At 68.8% G+C, this 18,537-nt stretch carries 18 protein-coding genes; 11 read left to right on the plus strand and 7 right to left on the minus strand.

Features of this window, described 5'->3' with window-relative positions:
• Window positions 1–777 carry a class I SAM-dependent methyltransferase gene (locus ACSHWB_RS24365; protein WP_439664294.1) on the plus strand — a complete coding sequence of 259 codons (777 nt, stop codon included), beginning with the start codon at window positions 1–3 and terminating at the stop codon, window positions 775–777.
• Between the two features lie 35 nt (window positions 778–812).
• On the opposite strand, the gene asnB is transcribed toward ACSHWB_RS24365, so the two are convergent.
• The gene (asnB, locus tag ACSHWB_RS24370) at window positions 813–2,741 is read right to left on the minus strand and encodes an asparagine synthase (glutamine-hydrolyzing) (protein WP_439664295.1); all 1,929 of its coding nucleotides are present in this window, start codon (window positions 2,739–2,741) and stop codon (window positions 813–815) included.
• Between the two features lie 181 nt (window positions 2,742–2,922).
• Here asnB and ctaC point away from each other — a divergent pair, with 181 nt between their 5' ends.
• Together ctaC and ACSHWB_RS24380 are read left to right on the plus strand one after the other, a co-directional pair.
• On the plus strand, window positions 2,923–3,855 hold the full coding sequence (gene ctaC, locus ACSHWB_RS24375; protein ID WP_439664296.1) for an aa3-type cytochrome oxidase subunit II: 933 nt from the start codon (window positions 2,923–2,925) through the stop codon (window positions 3,853–3,855).
• Window positions 3,856–3,868: 13 nt separating this feature from the next.
• Complete coding sequence (locus tag ACSHWB_RS24380; protein ID WP_191303177.1) at window positions 3,869–4,285, plus strand: cytochrome c oxidase subunit 4; 417 nt, start codon at window positions 3,869–3,871, stop codon at window positions 4,283–4,285.
• A gap of 198 nt (window positions 4,286–4,483) precedes the next feature.
• On the opposite strand, the gene ACSHWB_RS24385 is transcribed toward ACSHWB_RS24380, so the two are convergent.
• The 4 genes from ACSHWB_RS24385 to ACSHWB_RS24400 form a co-directional block, all read right to left on the minus strand.
• Complete coding sequence (locus tag ACSHWB_RS24385) at window positions 4,484–5,170, minus strand: lysophospholipid acyltransferase family protein (RefSeq protein WP_439664297.1); 687 nt, start codon at window positions 5,168–5,170, stop codon at window positions 4,484–4,486.
• A gap of 159 nt (window positions 5,171–5,329) precedes the next feature.
• Complete coding sequence (gene trpD, locus ACSHWB_RS24390; protein WP_439664298.1) at window positions 5,330–6,379, minus strand: anthranilate phosphoribosyltransferase; 1,050 nt, start codon at window positions 6,377–6,379, stop codon at window positions 5,330–5,332.
• Between the two features lie 7 nt (window positions 6,380–6,386).
• The gene (locus ACSHWB_RS24395) at window positions 6,387–6,797 is read right to left on the minus strand and encodes a hypothetical protein (RefSeq protein ID WP_258950729.1); all 411 of its coding nucleotides are present in this window, start codon (window positions 6,795–6,797) and stop codon (window positions 6,387–6,389) included.
• Window positions 6,798–6,862: 65 nt separating this feature from the next.
• On the minus strand, window positions 6,863–7,276 hold the full coding sequence (locus tag ACSHWB_RS24400; protein ID WP_439664299.1) for a hypothetical protein: 414 nt from the start codon (window positions 7,274–7,276) through the stop codon (window positions 6,863–6,865).
• A 93-nt stretch (window positions 7,277–7,369) separates the two neighbouring features.
• Here ACSHWB_RS24400 and ctaE point away from each other — a divergent pair, with 93 nt between their 5' ends.
• The 4 genes from ctaE to qcrB are packed head-to-tail and all read left to right on the plus strand — an operon-like array spanning window position 7,370 to window position 11,619.
• Window positions 7,370–7,978 carry an aa3-type cytochrome oxidase subunit III gene (ctaE, locus tag ACSHWB_RS24405; protein WP_439664300.1) on the plus strand — a complete coding sequence of 203 codons (609 nt, stop codon included), beginning with the start codon at window positions 7,370–7,372 and terminating at the stop codon, window positions 7,976–7,978.
• Window positions 7,979–8,030: 52 nt separating this feature from the next.
• The gene (gene qcrC, locus ACSHWB_RS24410) at window positions 8,031–8,843 is read left to right on the plus strand and encodes a cytochrome bc1 complex diheme cytochrome c subunit (protein ID WP_439664301.1); all 813 of its coding nucleotides are present in this window, start codon (window positions 8,031–8,033) and stop codon (window positions 8,841–8,843) included.
• On the plus strand, window positions 8,840–9,964 hold the full coding sequence (qcrA, locus tag ACSHWB_RS24415) for a cytochrome bc1 complex Rieske iron-sulfur subunit (protein WP_439664302.1): 1,125 nt from the start codon (window positions 8,840–8,842) through the stop codon (window positions 9,962–9,964). The genes qcrC and qcrA overlap by 4 nt, the downstream gene beginning before the upstream one ends.
• Complete coding sequence (qcrB, locus tag ACSHWB_RS24420; RefSeq protein ID WP_439664303.1) at window positions 9,961–11,619, plus strand: cytochrome bc1 complex cytochrome b subunit; 1,659 nt, start codon at window positions 9,961–9,963, stop codon at window positions 11,617–11,619. The genes qcrA and qcrB overlap by 4 nt, the downstream gene beginning before the upstream one ends.
• Window positions 11,620–11,700: 81 nt before the next feature.
• Here the strand turns inward: qcrB and ACSHWB_RS24425 are convergent, their stop codons facing one another.
• Window positions 11,701–11,988: an Lrp/AsnC family transcriptional regulator gene (locus ACSHWB_RS24425; protein ID WP_439664304.1), complete on the minus strand. Its 288-nt coding sequence runs from the start codon at window positions 11,986–11,988 to the stop codon at window positions 11,701–11,703.
• A 258-nt stretch (window positions 11,989–12,246) separates the two neighbouring features.
• A complete protein-coding gene (locus ACSHWB_RS24430; RefSeq protein ID WP_439664305.1) occupies window positions 12,247–13,947 on the minus strand; it encodes a DEDD exonuclease domain-containing protein in 1,701 nt (566 codons plus the stop codon).
• A 183-nt stretch (window positions 13,948–14,130) separates the two neighbouring features.
• On the opposite strand from ACSHWB_RS24430, the gene ACSHWB_RS24435 reads away from it, so the two are divergent.
• The 4 genes from ACSHWB_RS24435 to ACSHWB_RS24450 all read left to right on the plus strand — a co-directional run bounded on the left by ACSHWB_RS24435 (window position 14,131) and on the right by ACSHWB_RS24450 (window position 18,463).
• A complete protein-coding gene (locus ACSHWB_RS24435; protein WP_439664659.1) occupies window positions 14,131–15,489 on the plus strand; it encodes an NYN domain-containing protein in 1,359 nt (452 codons plus the stop codon).
• 128 nt (window positions 15,490–15,617) lie between these two features.
• A complete protein-coding gene (locus ACSHWB_RS24440; RefSeq protein WP_439664306.1) occupies window positions 15,618–16,559 on the plus strand; it encodes a C40 family peptidase in 942 nt (313 codons plus the stop codon).
• A gap of 10 nt (window positions 16,560–16,569) precedes the next feature.
• Entirely contained in the window at window positions 16,570–17,349 is a 780-nt protein-coding gene (locus tag ACSHWB_RS24445) for a hypothetical protein (RefSeq protein WP_439664307.1), read from the plus strand.
• 10 nt (window positions 17,350–17,359) lie between these two features.
• Entirely contained in the window at window positions 17,360–18,463 is a 1,104-nt protein-coding gene (locus ACSHWB_RS24450; RefSeq protein WP_439664308.1) for a glycosyltransferase family 4 protein, read from the plus strand.
• The last annotated feature ends 74 nt before the right edge of the window (window positions 18,464–18,537 follow it).

Genomic DNA, 18,537 nt, shown 5'->3' on the forward strand with positions numbered 1-18,537 from the left:
ATGGGGACGTACCTGTTCGGCGACACCGGTGAGTCGCTCGACCCGAAGTTCGACGCGCTGAGCTCTCTGCTCGACGCGGGCACGTTCGCCCGCGTCGAGCAGCTGGGTGTCGCGGATGGCTGGCGCTGCCTCGAGGTCGGGGGTGGCGGGGGATCGGTGACGAACTGGCTGGCCGACGTCGTCGCCCCGTCCGGCCACGTGACGGTCACCGACATCGACGTCACGAGGCTCGAGGAACGCGACAACGTCACGGTCCTGGAGCACGACGTAGTATCCAATATATTGCCCGGCAACGCGTTCGACCTGGTCCACGCCCGCCTGGTGCTCTTCTACCTCCCCGCCCGCGACCTCGTCCTGCGCAAGCTGCGCGACTCGCTGCGTCCCGGCGGATGGCTCGTGCTCGACGAGTTCGACTGCCTCCCCCTCGAAGTCCTCACGGTGGGAGCCTCCGGCACGCCCGAGGACGCGAAGCTGATCATGCGGGTGAAGAACGCCCTGCTGACGCTGCTCGACCACGCGGGCGCCGAGCTGGCGTGGGGCGCGCGCATCGAGAAGGCGTTGCTCGACGTCGGGCTGAACGACGTCAGCGGCTCCCGTGAGGTGCAGGAGTGGGAGGGCGGGTCGGCTGGCTGCCGCCTGCTGGCCGCGACCGCGCGGCTGATGCGCCCGAAGCTCCCGCTCACCGACGACGAGTTCGCGCGCTACCTGGAACTGATGGCGTCCCCGGACACCGTCGTCAGCTCGTACGCGATCTGCAGTGCCCAGGGTCGCCGGTAACGGGAAAGGGCCCCTCCGGAGAGGGGCCCTTTCCGCTAGAGCTTGACCGGGTAGTGCGGTTCCGGCACCACCGGCTGGATGCGGCACTCGACGAAGATGCCGTGCCAGATCATGAACACCAGCAGCGCCCAGATGCGGCGGCTGTGGTCGAGCACGCCGGAGCGGTGCTCCTCGATCAGCCGCAGCACCGCGGTCTTGTCGATGTACTGGTCGGTCTGCGAGGAGCGCACGATGCCGACGGCCCAGTCGTGCATCTCGTCCTTGAGCCAGTGCCGGATCGGCACCGGGAAGCCGAGCTTGCGGCGGTTCAGCACGTGCGCCGGCACGATGTCGCGGATCGCCTTGCGCAGCGCGAACTTCGTCGTGTCCTTCGTGATCTTCAACTCACTCGGGATCTGCGACGCGATCTTGAAGACCTCGGGGTCGAGGAACGGGACGCGCAGCTCCAGCGAGTTCGCCATGGTCATCTTGTCCGCCTTGACCAGGATGTCCCCGCGTAGCCACGTGAACAGGTCGACGTGCTGCATGCGCGTCACCGGGTCCCAGTTGCGCGACTCCCGGTACGGCTGGGCCGTCGCGTCCATGTGGGACACCGCCGGGTCGTACGTGCGCAACACCTGCTGCAGGTGGTCGTCGAGGAAGATGCGCGCGTTGCCGTAGTAGCGCTCCTCCAGCGTCAAAGCCCCGCGCCGCAGCAGGTCCTTGCCGCGCACGCCGTGCGGGATCTTCGTGGAGACCTTGCCCATGGCCTTGCGCAGCGCGCCCGGCACCTTCTCGAACCCCGCCAGCGACAACGGCTCGCGGTAGATCGTGTACCCGCCGAAGAGCTCGTCCGCGCCCTCACCGGACAGCACGACCTTCACGTGCTGACGCGCCTCACGTGCGATGAACCACAACGGCACCAGCGCCGGGTCGGCCACCGGGTCGTCGAGGTACCAGGTGATCAGCGGCAGGGAGTCCATCATCTCCTGCGCGCTCACCGTGCGGACCACGTGCTTCACGCCGATCAGCGCCGCCGACTCCGCGGCCACGTCGACCTCGGAGAACCCCTGGCGCTCGAAGCCCGTCGTGAACGTGATCAGGTCCGGGTTGTGCTCCTTGGCCAGCGCCGCGACCACCGTCGAGTCGATGCCGCCGGACAGGAACGAGCCGACCGTCACGTCCGCGCGCATGTGCTTGGCGACCGAGTCGCGCAGTGCGGCGGTGATCTCGTCGTAGAGCGCCTCGGCCTCGCCCTCGCTGCGGACCGTGCGGACCTTGAAGTTCGCCGGGAAGTAGCGCTCGAACCTCGGCGACTCGCCCGGTACCAGCGTGAACGAGTGGCCGGACTCGACGCGGAAGATCTGGTCGTGCAGCGAGGCGGGCTCCGGCACGTACTGCAGCGTGAGGTAGTGCTGCAGCCCCTTGACGTTCATCTTCGGGGCGATGCCGATCGAGGAGGCGATCTCCAGCAGGATCTTCTTCTCGCTGGAGAACGCGACACCGCTCTGGCCCTGCGCCCAGTACAGCGGCTTGATGCCGAACGGGTCGCGGCCGCCGAACAGCAGCTCGCGCTCGGAGTCCCAGATGATGAAGGCGAACATGCCGCGCAGCTTCGTGATCGCGGCAGGCCCGTAGTAGTGGTACGCGGCGACGATCGTCTCGGTGTCGCCGTCGGTGTGGAAGACCGCGCCGTGCTTCTCGGTGAGCTCGGCCCGCAGCTCCAGGTAGTTGTAGATCTCGCCGTTGAAGTTGATCGTGTACCGGCTCGGCGACTCCGCCGGACCCCAGGTCAACGGCTGGTGGGAGTGCTCGATGTCGATGATGGCGAGCCGGTTGAAGCCGAACACGACCTCGTCGACCCGCCTGGTGCCGCTCTCGTCCGGCCCGCGGTGCCGCATGCAGCGCAGCGCCGCCTCCACGGCCGGGCGCGCGTTCTCGGCCTCGTTCTCGCTAGGGCATACAAGTCCTGCCAGGCCGCACAAGGCTCTCGCACCTCTCAAGAAACACGAAGGGGAAGACCACGGGGAAGTCCTCAGTATGCCGAAGGCGCTCTGTGTGACCGAAACTGCACCGCAGCGGCGGTGCCCCCGAGGGGTGAGCGCCGTTGCGCTGGGCTACGCTCCCGCTTGATCCGTTGGCATGGAACGAGGAGGCGGGCGAGCAGTGGGCCTGAAGGAGGGCACCAGGGCATCCCGGCTGGTGAAGACCGCTGGGCTGGTAGGCCTGGTCGGCATCGGGGCCACCGGTTGCTCCACGGACGAGGTGCTGCGCTTCGGATGGCCGCAGGCCGTCACGCCGCAGGCCGAGAAGATGCGCGAGCTCTGGACCTGGTCCGTGGTCGCCGCGCTCGTCGTCGGCGTCATCGTGTGGGGTCTGATCCTGTGGTCGGTGGTTTTCCACCGCAAGAAGTCCGAGGAACTGCCGCGTCAGACGGCGTACAACCTCCCGCTGGAGATCGTGCTCATCGTCGTGCCGACGGTGATCGTGGCGGTGTTGTTCTACTTCACCGCTGTCACGCAGAACTACGTCACGGACAAGTCGGGCAAGCCCGACGTGAACGTCGACGTGATCGCGTTCCAGTGGAACTGGGAGTTCCAGTACCCGGACCACAAGACCGAAGAGGGCAAGGTCGTGAGCACGGTCGGCACCTCGGGTGAGGTCCCGGTCATGGTGCTGCCGGCAGGCAAGCGCATCCAGTTCACGTTGCGCTCGACGGACGTCATCCACTCGTTCTTCGTGCCGGAGTTCCACTTCAAGCGGGACGTCTTCCCGATGCCGGAGAAGAACAACCAGGACAACGTCTTCCAGATCGACCAGATCGACCGTCCTGGCGCGTTCGTCGGCCGTTGCGCCGAGCTCTGCGGCTCGTACCACGCGGTGATGAACTTCGAGGTCCGCGCCCTGGAGGAAGCCGACTTCGAGAAGTACATCGAGCTGCGCAAGCAGGTCAACGAGAAGACGGGCAAGCCGTACACCACGGCCGAGGCCCTTTCTCAGGTGAACTGTGACAAGTGGTGCTCACCGCTGGCCACGACGACTACCCCGTTCAACACCGACCGGACGGCGCGCGAAGCCTCCGGTGCGGGCCAGAAGTAGGGAACGCCTCGCGATGAAGATCGAAGCTCGCGTATTCGACCTGGTGATGGCCTTCTCGTTCCTGATGGCCGTCGTGTACGGCTACTGGACGCACCTGGCGACCGGCCACGTCGAGCCCACCGGCACGGTGGCGCTCGCGCTGACCGGCGGCCTGGCCCTCATCACCGGCACCTACTTCCGGTTCGTCGCCCGCCGCATTGAGGTGCGACCGGAGGACAACCCCGACGCCGAGGTGTCCGACGGCGCCGGTGAGCTGGGCTTCTTCAGCCCCGGCTCGTACTGGCCGGTCGGTCTCGCCGCGGCGGCGGCGACCACGGGTGTCGCGGTGGCGTTCTGGCACGTGTGGCTGCTCGTGATCGCCATCGTCATGGTGCTGATCATGGTCGGCGGCCTGGTGTTCGAGTACCACACCGGTCCCAACCACGACTGACATCCGATATCCGGTACATCGGACATCACGCAGTCTCGTCGAAGGCCCTCTCCCGCGTGGAGAGGGCCTTCGACGTTTCCGGCACCGATATCCAGTATGCGATGTGTCACATGCTGGATATCAGCACGCGAAAGAGCCCTTCCCGTCGTGCTGGTGGGAAGGGCTCTTCGCAGGTCCTCTGAACGTCCGATGGAAGCTCTAAGCGGCGGCGGAAACCTTCTCCGGCGTCTTCTGGTACGCGTCGACGTACTCCTGGCCGCTCAGGTCCAGGATGCGGTAGATGATCTCGTCGGTGACGCTGCGCAGCACCGGCAGCGACTCCTGCATGCCGTCGTAGCGGCTGAAGTCGAGCGGCTCGCCGAAGCGGACCGTCACCGGGACGATCTTGGGGAACCTGCTGCCGACGGGCTGCACCTTGTCCGTGCCGACGATGCCGACCGGGATCACCGGGGCCCCGGACTCGAGCGCCATGCGGGCCACACCGGTGCGACCGCGGTGCAGCTTGCCGTCGAGCGAGCGCGTGCCCTCGGGGTAGATCGCGAACGCGTCGCCGCGCGCCAGGATGTCGGCCGCCGTGTCGAGCGCGGCGCGGGCGTCACGGCCCTTGCCGCGGTGCACCGGCACGTGGCCGAGCGAGGAGAAGAACCAGCGCGACAGCGAGCCTTTGAGGCCGGTGCCCGTGAAGTACTCGGCCTTCGCGAGGAACGACACTCGGCGAGGCACGACCATCGGGATCACGACGCTGTCGATGAAGCTGAGGTGGTTGGCCGCCAGGATGACGGGGCCGTCGGTGGGGATGTTCTCCAGACCGTCCACCACTGGGCGGTAGACCAGACGGGCTGCGCGAGCGACGACGTGCTTCATCACCGGGTAGAGGAGGGCCATGTCACCAGCATTCCAGGTGGCGATTGCCACGGCGTTACCACGTGGTGCGCATCTCTGGCCCATCACTCGCTCGGACTACGCCGATGCGGCCACCGTGCGAGCAGGGTCACGCGTCGGCGACGACGCGTGACCGAAACCACCTTCCGAGCCTTTGGATTGCTACTTCGGAGACGCCTTCAGGGCCTGTGAGAGCTCCACCCAGCGGTTCAGCAAGGTCGACGCGGCACCTGAGTCGATCGCGCCGGCCGCGCGGCTCAGCGAGGCGCTCAGGTCGGCGTGCAGGTCGTCGGAGAACCCGCCGTACGCCGCGATGGCCCCCGCGGCGTTCACGAGCACCGCGTCCCGCACCGAACCCGTCTTGCCGGCCACGAGGTCGCGGACCACCTGGGCGTTGAGCGACGAGTCGCCGCCCTTCAGGTCCTCTTCGCGCGCGGGCTTCACGCCGAGCACCGCCGGGTCGATGGTCTCCGTGCGCACCACGCCGTCCTGCGCGAGCCACGCGGACGTCGTCGTGGTCGTGGTGATCTCGTCGAGGCCGTCGTCGCCCCGCACCACCAGCGCGGTGTTGCGGCGCCGCGCGAACACGCCGGCGATCAGCGGTGCCGCCGCCGCCCGCGCGCAGCCGATCAGGCCGACGGTGGGCTGAGCCGGGTTCGTCAGCGGGCCGAGCAGGTTGAACGACGTCGGGATGCCGATCTCGCGGCGCACAGGGCCCGCGTGCCGGAAGCCGGGGTGGAACACCGGCGCGAAGCAGAAACCGATGCCCAGTTCGCGCACCGTCTCCCGCACGCCGGCGGCAGGTAGGTCGATCGCGACGCCCAGCGCCTCCAGCACATCGGCCGTGCCGCACTGCGACGACGCCGCGCGGTTGCCGTGCTTGACCACCGGCACGCCCGCGGCCGCCGTGATGATCGCGGCCATCGTCGAGATGTTCACCGAACCGGAATGGTCACCGCCGGTGCCCACGATGTCGGCCGCCCGCACGTCCACCGTGAACCGGTTCGCGTGGTTGAGCATCATCGTCGCGAGGCCGTCGACCTCCTCCGGCGTCTCGCCCTTCGCGCGCAGCGCGACGACGAACGCCGCGATCTGCGCCGCGGTCGCCTCGCCGGACATCACCTGGTCCATACCCCAGGCCGTGTCGTCCGCGGTCAGGTCGACGCCGTCGAGCAGCCGGTTGAGCAGCGAGGGCCAGGTGCGCTGGCTCATGGCGCGATCAGCCCTTGACGACGGGCACAGCAGAGCCCCGCAGCACCTCGGCCACGGTCTCGGCGGCGGCCAGCGGGTCCAGCGGGTGCACCAGCACCGCGTCCGCCTGCGACCACGTCGCGAGCCACCTGTCGTCCTTGCGGCGCACCGCGACGACGATCGGCGGGCAGTTGGTGATCTCGTCCTTGAGCTGGCGGGACAGGCCCATGCCACCGGTCGGCTGCGCCTCGCCGTCGAGGATCAGCAGGTCGACGGTGCCGGCGTCCGCCTCGTAGAGGACGTCCGCGATCGTCGCGGCCTCGACGTAGTCGACCCGCGCGAGGTCCGGCGCCGGACGGCGGCCGACCGCAGTGATGATCGTCTCACGCACCTCGGGCCGGTGGCTGAACACCAGGATCTTCGTGGTCTGCGTGCTCATCTCTGGATCCTCCGCTGCGACTGCCGACTGCGGTCCTGAAGAAAGTGACCAAGGTCGCCGTGATGCTATCGGGCCGGTTCCTGTGCTTTCTGCAGGGCGTCCCACCCCAGGGCGTCACCGCCGAGTCGTTGCGCCAACGAGGCCATCCGGGACCGCTCCTGAGCGCAGTGCAACGCGTCCAGCTTCTGCACCCGACTGATATGCGATATATCACCAGCGACTCCAGAAGCGGACACAGTCCAGCCGTCGGGCGTGAGCAGCTCCCGCGCACGTTCTACCTGGTCAGCGGGGATGCGCACGTGATGCCGGAGCACCGCGAGCTCGTCGGCGCGCCACTGCGGAGACCGGGCCAGGGCGGCGGAATCGGCCTCCGCGAAGTCGAAAACCTCGACCACGACGACGAGCGCCGGGTCGTCGATCGACAACGTCGGCTCGTCCTGTCGGTGCAGCATGTCCCGCAATCGGCCCAGCAAGCCCATTCGTTGATCTCCTCGCGATCACTCGCCGTGTGACCCGGCCGACCCATGATCCGCGCAGGACCCGATGGGCGGACGGAAATTCCGCAGGCAATAATGCTGCGCGTGACCACGGCAGCGCCTTCAATCGGCCAGCGCGTGCACTCGCTGAACCGCCCGAACATGGTCAGCGTCGGCACGATCGTCTGGCTGTCCAGCGAGCTCATGTTCTTCGCTGGCCTCTTCGCCATGTTCTTCACGGTGAAGGCCCAGAACGAGGGACCTTGGCCCCCGCCACCCACGCACCTGAACGTCCCCTACGCGGCGGTCTTCACGATCATCCTGGTCGCGTCGTCCTTCACCTGTCAGTGGGGCGTGTTCGCCGCTGAGCGCGGAGACGTCTTCGGGCTGCGTCGCTGGTACATCGTGACGCTGATCATGGGGGCGATCTTCGTCGGCGGGCAGGCAGGCGAGTACATCGAGCTGGTCGAGCACGGCACCACGATCCCGTCCTCGGCTTACGGCACGGTCTTCTACCTGACGACCGGCTTCCACGGCTTGCACGTCATCGGCGGTCTGATCGCGTTCGTCTACCTGTTGATCCGGACGAAGCTCAGCAAGTTCACTCCGGCACAGGCCACCTCCGCGATCGTCGTGTCGTACTACTGGCACTTCGTCGACGTCGTGTGGATCGGGCTGTTCGCCATCATCTACATCGTGCCCTGACCTGCTCCAAAGCCACGAGCTCCCGAACTGACAGCAAGGGTTGCCGCACACCATGACCACCACGACGAAACGCCCGCGCGGCGCCCGCACGAAGCTGCGCCGCCGGGTTGCAGGCCTGCTCGCGCTGGGCTTCGCCCTGCTGAGCGCCGGCATGCTGTTCGCCGCGTTCGCGCCCCAGGCCCAGACCGCCCAGGCGCAGCAGGAGGACGCCCTGGTCCGCCAGGGCGAGCAGATCTACCTGAACACCTGCGCGGGCTGCCACGGCCTGTCCCTCGAAGGTGTCAAGGACCGCGGGCCGAGCCTGATCGGCGTCGGCGACGCCGCGGTCTACTTCCAGACTTCCTCCGGCCGCATGCCCATGGCGCGGCAGGAGGCGCAGGCCATCCGCAAGCCGGCGAAGCTCTCGCCCGAGGACATCAACGCGCTGATGGCCTACATCACCGCGAACGGTGGCGAAGGCCCGAAGAAGCCCTCCGAGTCCGGTGAGGCCCTGCGCGGCGACAACCCGGCACGCGGTGGCGAGCTCTTCCGCCTCAACTGCGCCAGCTGCCACAACTTCACGGGCCGTGGCGGCGCGCTGTCGTCCGGCAAGTTCGCGCCGGAGCTCGACGGTGTGACCGAGGAGCAGATCTACACGGCGATGCTGACCGGCCCGCAGAACATGCCGAAGTTCGGCGAGCGCCAGCTCACGCCGGAAGAGAAGAAAGACATCATCGCGTACGTCAAGTCGGTCACCGACGGAAACAACAACTCCGGCGGTAACCCCCTGGGCGGGTTCGGACCCGTCTCCGAGGGATTGATCGCGTTCATCGTGGGTATCGCCGCGCTCATCGGCGTCACCCTCTGGATCGGAGCCAAGGCATGAGCGGCGACAAGCCGACCGAGCTGCCCAGCGAGGCAGAGCTCGCGGAGATGAGCCGGGACGACCTCGTCAGGCTCGGCACGAAGATGGACGGCGTCGAGCTCGTCCACTACGAGGAGAGGTTCCCGGTCCCCGGCACGCGTGCCGAGCGTCGCGCCGAGCGCGTTGTCGCGCTCTGGTTCGTGATCTCCGCGCTGTCCGGACTGGCCTTCCTCGGCGTGTTCCTGTTCTGGCCGTGGCAGTACGAGGCCCCGCACACCGACGGCCACCTGCTGCACATGCTCTACAACCCGCTGATCGGCCTGTTCCTGGGCCTGTCGGTGGTGGCGCTGGGCGTCGCCGCGCTGCTCTACACGAAGAAGTTCATCCCCGAAGAGCTCGCGGTGCAGCAGCGGCACGACGGCCCGTCGTCCGAGGTCGACCGCGCCACCCTGGTCGCGGAGCTCGCCGACGCGGGTGAGCGCAGTGGCATCGCGCGCCGCAGCCTGATCAAGCGCACCGCGGGCCTCGGCGCCGGCGTGCTGGGTCTGGGCGTCGCGGCCGTCCCGCTGGGCGCGCTCATCAAGAACCCGCACGCGGACAGCGAGACCAAGGACTCGCTGTGGCACACCGGCTGGAAGGCCGAAAAGGGCGAGAAGGTCTACCTGCGCCGCCACACCGGCAACTTCCACGAGGTCTCCCTGGTGCGTCCCGAGGACGTCGAGCCGGGCGGCTTCGAGACGGTGTTCCCGTTCAGGGAGTCCGAGCGCGAGGACGAGCACGCCCTGGTCGCGGCCCTCAAGCGGGCCGACGCGCCGGTCATGCTCATCCGCATGCGCCCGAACCAGGCGGTCACCAAGCGCGCTGGTCAGGAAGACTTCAACTACGGCGACCTCTACGCGTACTCCAAGATCTGCACGCACCTGGGTTGCCCGACGTCGCTGTTCGAGCAGCAGACCGGTCTGCTGCTCTGCCCGTGCCACCAGTCGCAGTTCGACGTGTTCGAGTACGCCAAGCCGCGTTTCGGCCCGGCGACCCGTCCTCTTCCCCAGCTTCCGATCACTGTGGACGAAGAGGGATACTTGGTTGCCCGCAGCGACTTCATCGAGGCTGTGGGTCCGGCGTTCTGGGAGCGGAAGTCATGAGTGCCATCACCACGCCGACGAAGCCGGCCAACGCGGCCGCGCGCGTCGCAGGGGCGGCGGCCAACGCTGCCGACGAGCGGTTTCACGCGGCCTCTGGCCTGCGCAAACAGCTGAACAAGGTCTTCCCGACGCACTGGTCGTTCCTGCTCGGTGAGATCGCGCTCTACAGCTTCATCGTGTTGTTGCTGTCGGGTACGTACCTGGCGTTGTTCTTCGACCCGTCGATGACGGAGGTCACCTACAACGGGTCGTTCGAGAACCTGCGCGGGATCGAGATGTCGCGGGCGTTCGCGTCCACGCTGGACATCTCGTTCGAGACGCGGGGTGGCCTGTTCGTGCGTCAGGTGCACCACTGGGCGGCGTTGCTGTTCATGGCGGCGATCGTGGTGCACATGTTCCGGATCTTCTTCACCGGTGCGTTCCGCAAGCCGCGTGAGATCAACTGGGTCATCGGCATCGTGCTGTTCATGCTGGGCGCGATCGAGGGCTTCCTCGGGTACTCGCTGCCCGACGACCTGCTCTCCGGCACGGGCCTGCGGGTGATGGCGGCTCTGTTGATCTCGTTCCCGGTGGTGGGTACGTGGATCAACTGGTTGATGTTCGGCGGGGAGTTCCCGGGCACGAACATCATCCCGATGCTCTACACCGCGCACATCCTGATCATCCCGGCGATCATCCTGGGTCTGATCGCGGCGCACCTGGCGCTGGTGTGGTACCAGAAGCACACGCAGTTCCCGGGTGTGGGCCGCAAGGAGACCAACGTCGTCGGTGTCCGGATCATGCCGGTGTTCGCGGCGAAGGGCGGTGGCTTCTTCGCGATCGTGGTGGGTGTCATCGCGATCATGGGCGGGGTGTTCCAGATCAACCCGATCTGGAACTTCGGCCCGTACAACCCCGCGCAGATCTCGGCGGGCTCGCAGCCGGACTGGTACATGGGCTGGACCGACGGCCTGGTCCGCATCTGGCCGGCGTGGGAGTTCTACCTGGGCAACTACACGATCCCCGGTGCGTTCCTGCCGTTCATCCTGGGTCTGCCGCTGCTGACCGGGATCGCGGCGGTGTATCCGTGGATCGAGAAGAAGATGACCAAGGACTACGCGCATCACAACCTGCTGCAGCGCCCGCGTGACGTCCCGGTCCGCACCGCGCTGGGGTGGATGGCGATCACGTACTTCATGGTGCTGCTGCTCATGGGCGGTAACGACATCTTCGCCTACAAGTTCGACATCTCGTTGAACCTGACGACGTGGATGGGCCGGATCGGCATGCTGGTCCTGCCGCCGATCGCGTACTTCGTGGCGTACCGGATCTGCATCGGTCTGCAGCGTGGTGACCGTGAGGTGCTCGAGCACGGTGTCGAGACCGGCATCATCAAGCGTCTGCCGCACGGCGAGTTCATCGAGATCCACCAGCCGCTGGGCCCGGTGGACGAGCACGGTCACCCGATCCCGCTGGCCTACCAGGGCGCGTCGGTGCCGAAGAAGATGAACAAGCTCGGCTCGGCCGGGCACCCGGTCGCCGGCAGCACGTGGTCCCCGGACCCGGTCGAGGAGACCGTGGCCCTGGAGAACGCGAAGCACCACCACCTGCTGGAGTCCGGTGCGGAGGAGAAGTCGGCCGAGCTCGCGGGCAAGCCTGCCGACCCGAAGGCCTGATCTCCGGTTCGAAGCACCGAAAAGCCCCCGTGAACCTCACGGGGGCTTTTCGCTGTCTTGACGCTGTGACGGCGCTGAGGGCTACTGGGCGTCGTCCAGGCCGATGGCGAACGCGGCCTCGTCGTCGCGCTTGGAGTAGCTGCGGAACGCGATGTGCGTGTCGGTGTTCAGCACACCCTGGACCTTGCTGATCTTGCCGGGCACCAGGGCCGCGAGGTCCTCGTGCTTGCTGACCCGCACCAGCGCGATCAGGTCCACGTCACCGGCACAGGAGTACACCTCGGTGACTCCGTCGATGTCGGCGATCTCCTGCGCGGCCTCGGGAATGCGTTCGGCGGCGGCCTGGATCAGCACGATGGCGGTGACCACGGCGTCCTCCTCGGGTCTGGGCTCCGGTGTCTCAAGCACCCGTAGTCTGCCCTACCGCCTGATCACCGGCGTGAGGACGTCGCCGCTCCTGGCGTACGAGCCGTGCACACCCCGCGCATGTCGCCTTGTCGACATCCCAACTGATATATCGGTTGCGGCCGCCCATGCTGACCTGCGCTTACGCCCCTTATGCAAAAAACGTTTGCGGACGTCCGCAAACGTTTTTTGCATAAGGGTGGTGCAAGGGGGCGTGCGGGGTCAGTTCCAGTGGTCGTGGATCGGGCGGGCGCTGGCGGCCTGTTCGGCCCACGGCACCCATGCGGCGGCGGCTCCGGCAGGGGAGGACCACGGCTCGTCCGCGTAGACCAGGCGGGTGCCCGGCTGGTCGAGCCAGCGCAGGACGACCCCGGTTTCCTCCGGCGGTGCGCCGCGCAACGGGCCGGGCGTCGGGATGACCGTTTCGGCCGAGGCGACGAGTGCGTCGACCACCGGCATCGGGCGGGTGCCACGGCGGGCGACCCCGGCGGAGGCGAGGCGGCCGTAGCGCACGACCGAGAACTCCCAGCCGCCTTCGCGGTCCGGCCGGGCGGCGACGAGCTGGGGCAGCGCGGCGAGGGCTGCCAGGCGCTGGGCGCGGTCCAGGGACCGGACCAGGCCCGCCAGGCGGTCGCGGCGGCGGGCGGCCTCCTCGAAGCGTTCGGCTGAGGCCAGGCCGCCCAGCTGGTCGATGAGCGTGCGCAACGGGTCTGCACTGCGGCCGACGACCAGGTCCTGCACGGCCACGACGGCGGGGGAGTACTCCTCGACGGACTGCCGGCCCGCGCAGGGAGCCTTGCAACGGTCGAGTTCGGCGAGCGCGCACGGGGAGGCGCGCTGGTTCGCCGCGGGGATCTTGATGGTGCAGGAGCGCAGCGGCACGGCGTCGAGCAGCGCGTCCGCGACCGACTCGGCTGCCTTGCGCGTGCGGAACGGGCCCAGCGCGCCGTCCCGGGGGATCTTGACCAGCGAGATCCGCGGGAACGGCTCGTCGGTCAGCGTCAGCCACCAGGCGTGGTGGGGGTTCTTCGAGCGTCGGTTGTAGGCGGGGCGGTGCGCACGTAAGAGACGGAGCTCGCGGACCTCGGCCTCCAGCGGGTGGGAGCACTCCACGGCGTCGACGCGCACCGCGAGGGCGACCATCTCGCGGAGCCTGCGCCGGCCCTCGCTGGCCGTGAAGTACTGGCGGACCCGGCGGCGCAGGTCTGACGCCGTGCCGACGTAGAGGACCTCCTCCTTCGGGCCGCGGAACAGGTACACGCCCGGCGCGGACGGCAGGTGGGCGGCCAGGGAACGTTTGCGGCGTTGTTCCGGCGTCACCTCCGGCAGGTACGCCAGCAGTTCCTCCAGCGAGTGCACGCCCACGTTGCCGACGCGCTCCAGCAGTGCGTGCAGCACCTCGACGGTCGTGCGGGCGTCGGCCAGCGCGCGGTGCGTCGGCTTGGTCTCCGTGTGGAACAGGTCCGAGAGCGCCGACAGCCGGCACGACGGCGCCTCGTCGCGGCTGAGCACCCTGCGTGCGAGCTTCACCGTGCACACGACCGACGGCTTCGGCCAGCGGTAGCCGTGCCGTTCGCAGGCGGCCTTCATGAAACCGACGTCGAAGCCCGAGTTGTGCGCGACCAGGACCGAGCCGGCCGCGAACTCGAGGAACGCGGGCAGCACCGTCTTCATGGTCGGCGCGCCCGTCACCATCAGCTGCGTGATGCCGGTCAGCTGCGCGACCATCGGCGGGATGCCGCGCTCGGGGTCGACGAGGGTGGCGAACTCGCCGATGACCTGGCCTCCGCGCACCTTCACCGCGCCGATCTCGGTGACGGCGTCCTCCTCGGCGCTGCCGCCCGTCGTCTCCAGGTCGAAGACGACGAACGTCGTGTCGCGCAGGGGCGTCCCGAGCTCGTCGAAGGACAGTTGTCCGGTCACGTGGCTGACGTTAGCGACGGGGTCTGACAATTTTTCGGAGGCGTTGTCGGCGATGTCCTGACCTGCGGTTGCTCCGTTGGAGTGATCTTCGGGTGATCTTTTCCAGATCGTTGTTCCGAAGGGCGGACACGTCCATGCGCTGCTCGAGCGCGAGGGCTCTAGCCTGTGGTGGTGCCCGACCCGATGCCCGAGCCCGAGATCGACCAGCCTGCAGAAGAGGCAGGTGAGTCCGCGGAGGAATCCTCAGAGGAATCTGCTGTGGACTGGTCGGCGCTGCCGGAGCCGCTGAGGGTGAGGCTCGCGGAACTGGGCGCGGACGCGCTGGGCGAGATGGCGAAGGTCGACGTGCCGCAGAACCTGCGTCCGGTGGCGAAGTTCGCCCCGACGAAACGCGCCCGGCTGGGTGGCGCGCAGGTCGTGGCGGGCCTGCGGAACTCGGCGAACTTCCGCACCGCCGTGGTCGAGTGGCTGCGCAAGAACAGGCCGTCGACGCTGGAGGTGACCTCGCCGGACCCGGTGACCGCGGCCGCGGCGGCGGTGCTGACCGGTGACGACGTCGCGCTGCACTACGTGGAACTGGTCTCGCGGCGGGTGGGCGACGCGTCGCTGCGGGCCGAACGGGACGCGGCCGTCGTGCGCGCGGAACGCCTGGAAAGCGAGCTGGAGCGGCTGCGGGCCGAACGCACCCAGCTCGACGGCGCCGCCGAACGCGTCCGCGCGGATGCCGAGGTCGAGCTGGAACGCCTGCGCAAGCGGTTGCGCGAGCAGGGCGTGAAGCTGCGCGAGGCGAAGGACGCCGCCGAGGCCGCGGCCGCCGAGGTCGACAAGATCCAGGAACGCACCGCGGACGAGGTCAAGCGCCTGTCCGCCGAACGCGACCGGGAGCGGGACCGCGCCGAGACCGAGCGCGGCAAGGCACAGCGGGCCATCGCGGACGCCGAGGTGGCGCGGCAGTCCGCACGGGAGGCCAGGCAGGCCGACGAGGTGCGGCTCGCGTTGCTCGTGGACACCCTGCACGGTGCGGTGAGCGGTCTGCGCCGGGAGCTGGCCCTGGGGGAAGGCTCCGGGCCGCGTCCCGCCGACCTCGTGCGGGGCGCCAGCGCGTCGCAGGGGGCCGTGGGACGGGTCGAGGACCCGGCTGCCTTGGACCGGCTGCTGGCGTTGCCGGCGGTGCACCTGGTGGTGGACGGCTACAACGTCACGAAGACCGGCTATCCGGAGTTGTCGCTGTCGGATCAACGCGATCGGCTCGTGCATCAGCTCGCGGTGCTGGCCGCGCGCACGGGTGCCGAGGTGACGTTGGTGTTCGACGGCGCTGGAGTGGTGGCAGTGCCCGCGGCGGCTCCTCGGGGCGTGCGCGTGCTCTTCAGCGACCCCGGTGTTCTGGCCGATGACGTGATCCGTGCGCTGGTCACAGCAGAGCCTGAAGGCCGGCCCGTGGTGGTGGTGACGTCGGATCGCGCGGTCGCGGATTCGGTGCGTCGCCGTGGTGCGCACCCGGTGCCGTCGGCAGTGTTGCTGGCCCGTCTCGGGCGTGTTTGATCACCCGGTAGCCTGACGCCGTCGATCTTGACGGGCATGTTCTGGCGAAGGGGATCGGCGACCTCATGTCGCGCAACTTCACCCGTGTATTTGTGGTTCTCCTGCTGCTGCTTCCGGTCGCTCCGGCCGTGTCTTCAGCCGCGCAGCCGGCCGATCCGGCGCGCGCCTACGCGGACCTGACAGCACAGGCGACGAAGCTCAACGAGGAAGTCCTGCGCGCGCAGGAGGATCTCGTCCAGCGCAGGGCCGAGCTCGACCGCGCGACCGCGACAGTGGCGGCGGCGCAGCAGATCGAGCGGCAGGCCAAGCACGACGAGGACGACTTCCAGGGGCAGGTCGACCTCATCGCCCAGGCGTCCTTCGAGGGTGCCCGGTTCAACCAGCTGTCGGCGCTGCTCGTGGCGGACTCGCAGCAGGACTTCCTGAACCGCCTCGAGATGATGCGGGTGCTGGCCTCCGACAAGGCGGAGTCGCTCGCGCGGCTGTCCGGCGCGGTGGAGAAGGCCCGGCAGGCGCATCAGGTGGCGGAGAACGCGCGCGCTCGCGCCGCGGAGACCACCGCGGCGGCCGAGAAGCTGAAGAGCGACCTCGACGGGCGCAACCAGGCGTTGCAGGCGCAGATCACCGAGGTGCGGACGGCCCTGACGCGGCTGCCTGCCCCCGTCGTGAACAAGCTGCGCGACCCTGGCGACCGCTCGCAGGTCAGCGTGCCTTCCGGGGCAGCGGGTCTCGCGCTGAACTTCGCGCTGGGGCAGCGCGGGGACGACTACCAGTACGGCGCGACCGGGCCGAACTCGTGGGACTGCGCCGGGCTGACGATGAAGGCCTACGCGGCCGCCGGGTTCGCGATTCCGCGCACGTCGGGCGGACAGGCCGGGGTCGGGCGTGCCGTGTCGCGCGGCGAGGTCCGTGCGGGCGACCTGATCGTCTACTACTCGAGCCGGTCGCACGTCGCCATGGCCGTCGACAACGCGCGGGCGGTGCACGCCTCCACCGAGGGGCAGCCGGTGAAGATCGCACCGATCGACGCCATCGGGCCCATCGCGGTGATCCGGCGCATCGAGGGATAGCGTTGCGCCGGTGAGGCACCTCCGGACGTTGCTGGCGCTCACCGTCGCCATGACGTTCGTGCTGGGCCTCAGCGTTGCACTACGGCCTGTTGAGTTGCCGCCGACCGCAACACGTCATTGCAATGAGACCGTGCTGACGGCTGCTTTCGGCACCGTGACCAGCAGTTCCTGTGATGGCGAGCTGGCGTCGCGGGTGGTGGCGCTGGTGGACCCCTCGGTGCGCGAGGTGGCCGATATATTGGATATCGGGTGGGGTCGGCGGGTCGACATCGTCGTCCCGGCCTCGGAAACCGAGCTCGTGTCGCTCGTCGGGCCGGCGTTCGCGGACATGGCGGGCATCGCGATCCGCGACGGATCCGGCCAGCGCGTCGTCATCAACCGCGTGCGCGCTTCGGCGTTGTCTGACGTGGAGCTGAGCGTGCTGCTGCGGCACGAGATCACGCACGTCGCGACGCGCGACCTGACCTCGGACTCCGCCCCGCTGTGGCTGGTGGAGGGGTTCGCGGACTGGGTGGCGTTCCACGGCATGGGGCTGTCGCTTCGTCAGGCCGCTCCGCTGCTGACGTCGGACGTGTCGGCGTTGCCGGTCGACTTCAGCGGGCCGGGGCGTGATCTGGCGTACCAGCAGGCGTACTCGGTCATGGTCTACCTAGAGTCGGGGCTGGGGGAGCGGGGAGTGGTGGACTTCTTCCTGCGGAACGCGGCGACGTCTGCTGTGGACTCAGGCGCCGGTTTGGGTGCTGTCGACGTGGCGGGCTGGCGTGAGTTCCTGAGAACGAGCATCGGATAGCGTTGAGTTCGTGCGCCGAACCTTGCTGGTGACCAACGACTTCCCGCCCCGACCCGGTGGCATCCAGTCCTACCTGCACGCTTTGGCGACACGACTGCCTGCGGACTCGCTCGTCGTATACGCGCCGAAGTGGAAGGGCGCGGAGGAGTTCGACGCCGCGCAGCCGTTCCCGGTGGTGCGGCACCCCACGTCGCTGATGCTGCCGACGCCGGACGTCCTGGCCCGCGCCCGCGACATCGCCCGCGCCGAGTCGTGTGAGGCCGCGTGGTTCGGGGCGGCGGCACCGCTGGCGTTGCTGGCGCCGTCGCTCGGACTGAGTCGCGCGGTGGCGTGCACGCACGGGCACGAGGTCGGCTGGTCGATGCTGCCGGTGGCGCGCCAGGCACTGCGGGCGATCGGGTCCGGTGTGGACGTCGTGACCTACGTCAGCCGCTACACCCGCTCGCGGTTCGCGGCGGCGTTCGGGCCGATGGCGGCGCTCGAACACCTTCCGTCCGGTGTGGACACCGAGCAGTATCGCCCTGACCCCGCCGCGCGCGCCGAGATCCGCAGCCGGTACGGGCTGGGCGAGCGGCCGGTGATCGTGTGCGTGTCACGCCTGGTGCCGCGCAAGGGGCAGGACGTGCTGATCCGCGCGCTGCCGCTGATCCAGCGTTCGGTGCCGGACGCCGCCCTGCTCATCGTCGGCGGCGGGCCGTACCGGAAGACGCTCGAGAAGCTGGCCGGCGGGTCGCGTGACATCGTGCTGACCGGCTCGGTGCCGTGGGAGGAACTGCCCGCGCACTACAACGCCGGCGACGTCTTCGCGATGCCCTGCCGCACGCGCGGCCGCGGCCTCGACGTCGAGGGGCTCGGCATCGTCTACCTGGAGGCCTCGGCGACCGGGCTGCCCGTGGTGGCCGGACGGTCCGGTGGCGCTCCGGAGACCGTGCGGGACGGCATCACCGGCAACGTGGTCGACGGCCTCGACGTCGAGAACGTCGCCTCACGCATCGCCTCGTTGCTCGCCGATCCCGAGACGGCGGCCAAGATGGGGCGCGCCGGCCGGGAGTGGGTCAGCGACCACTGGCGCTGGGACCAGCTCGCTCACCGTCTCGAGAACCTCATCGGCTGACCGATATCCAGTACATCACGGCGGCCATGGGAATCGGCTTGACCTTCCAGCGGGTGGAAGGTGCAGGTTGATGG

The organism is Lentzea sp. HUAS TT2 (genome assembly GCF_051853195.1).
In the GTDB taxonomy this organism is placed as follows: Bacteria; Actinomycetota; Actinomycetes; order Mycobacteriales; family Pseudonocardiaceae; genus Lentzea.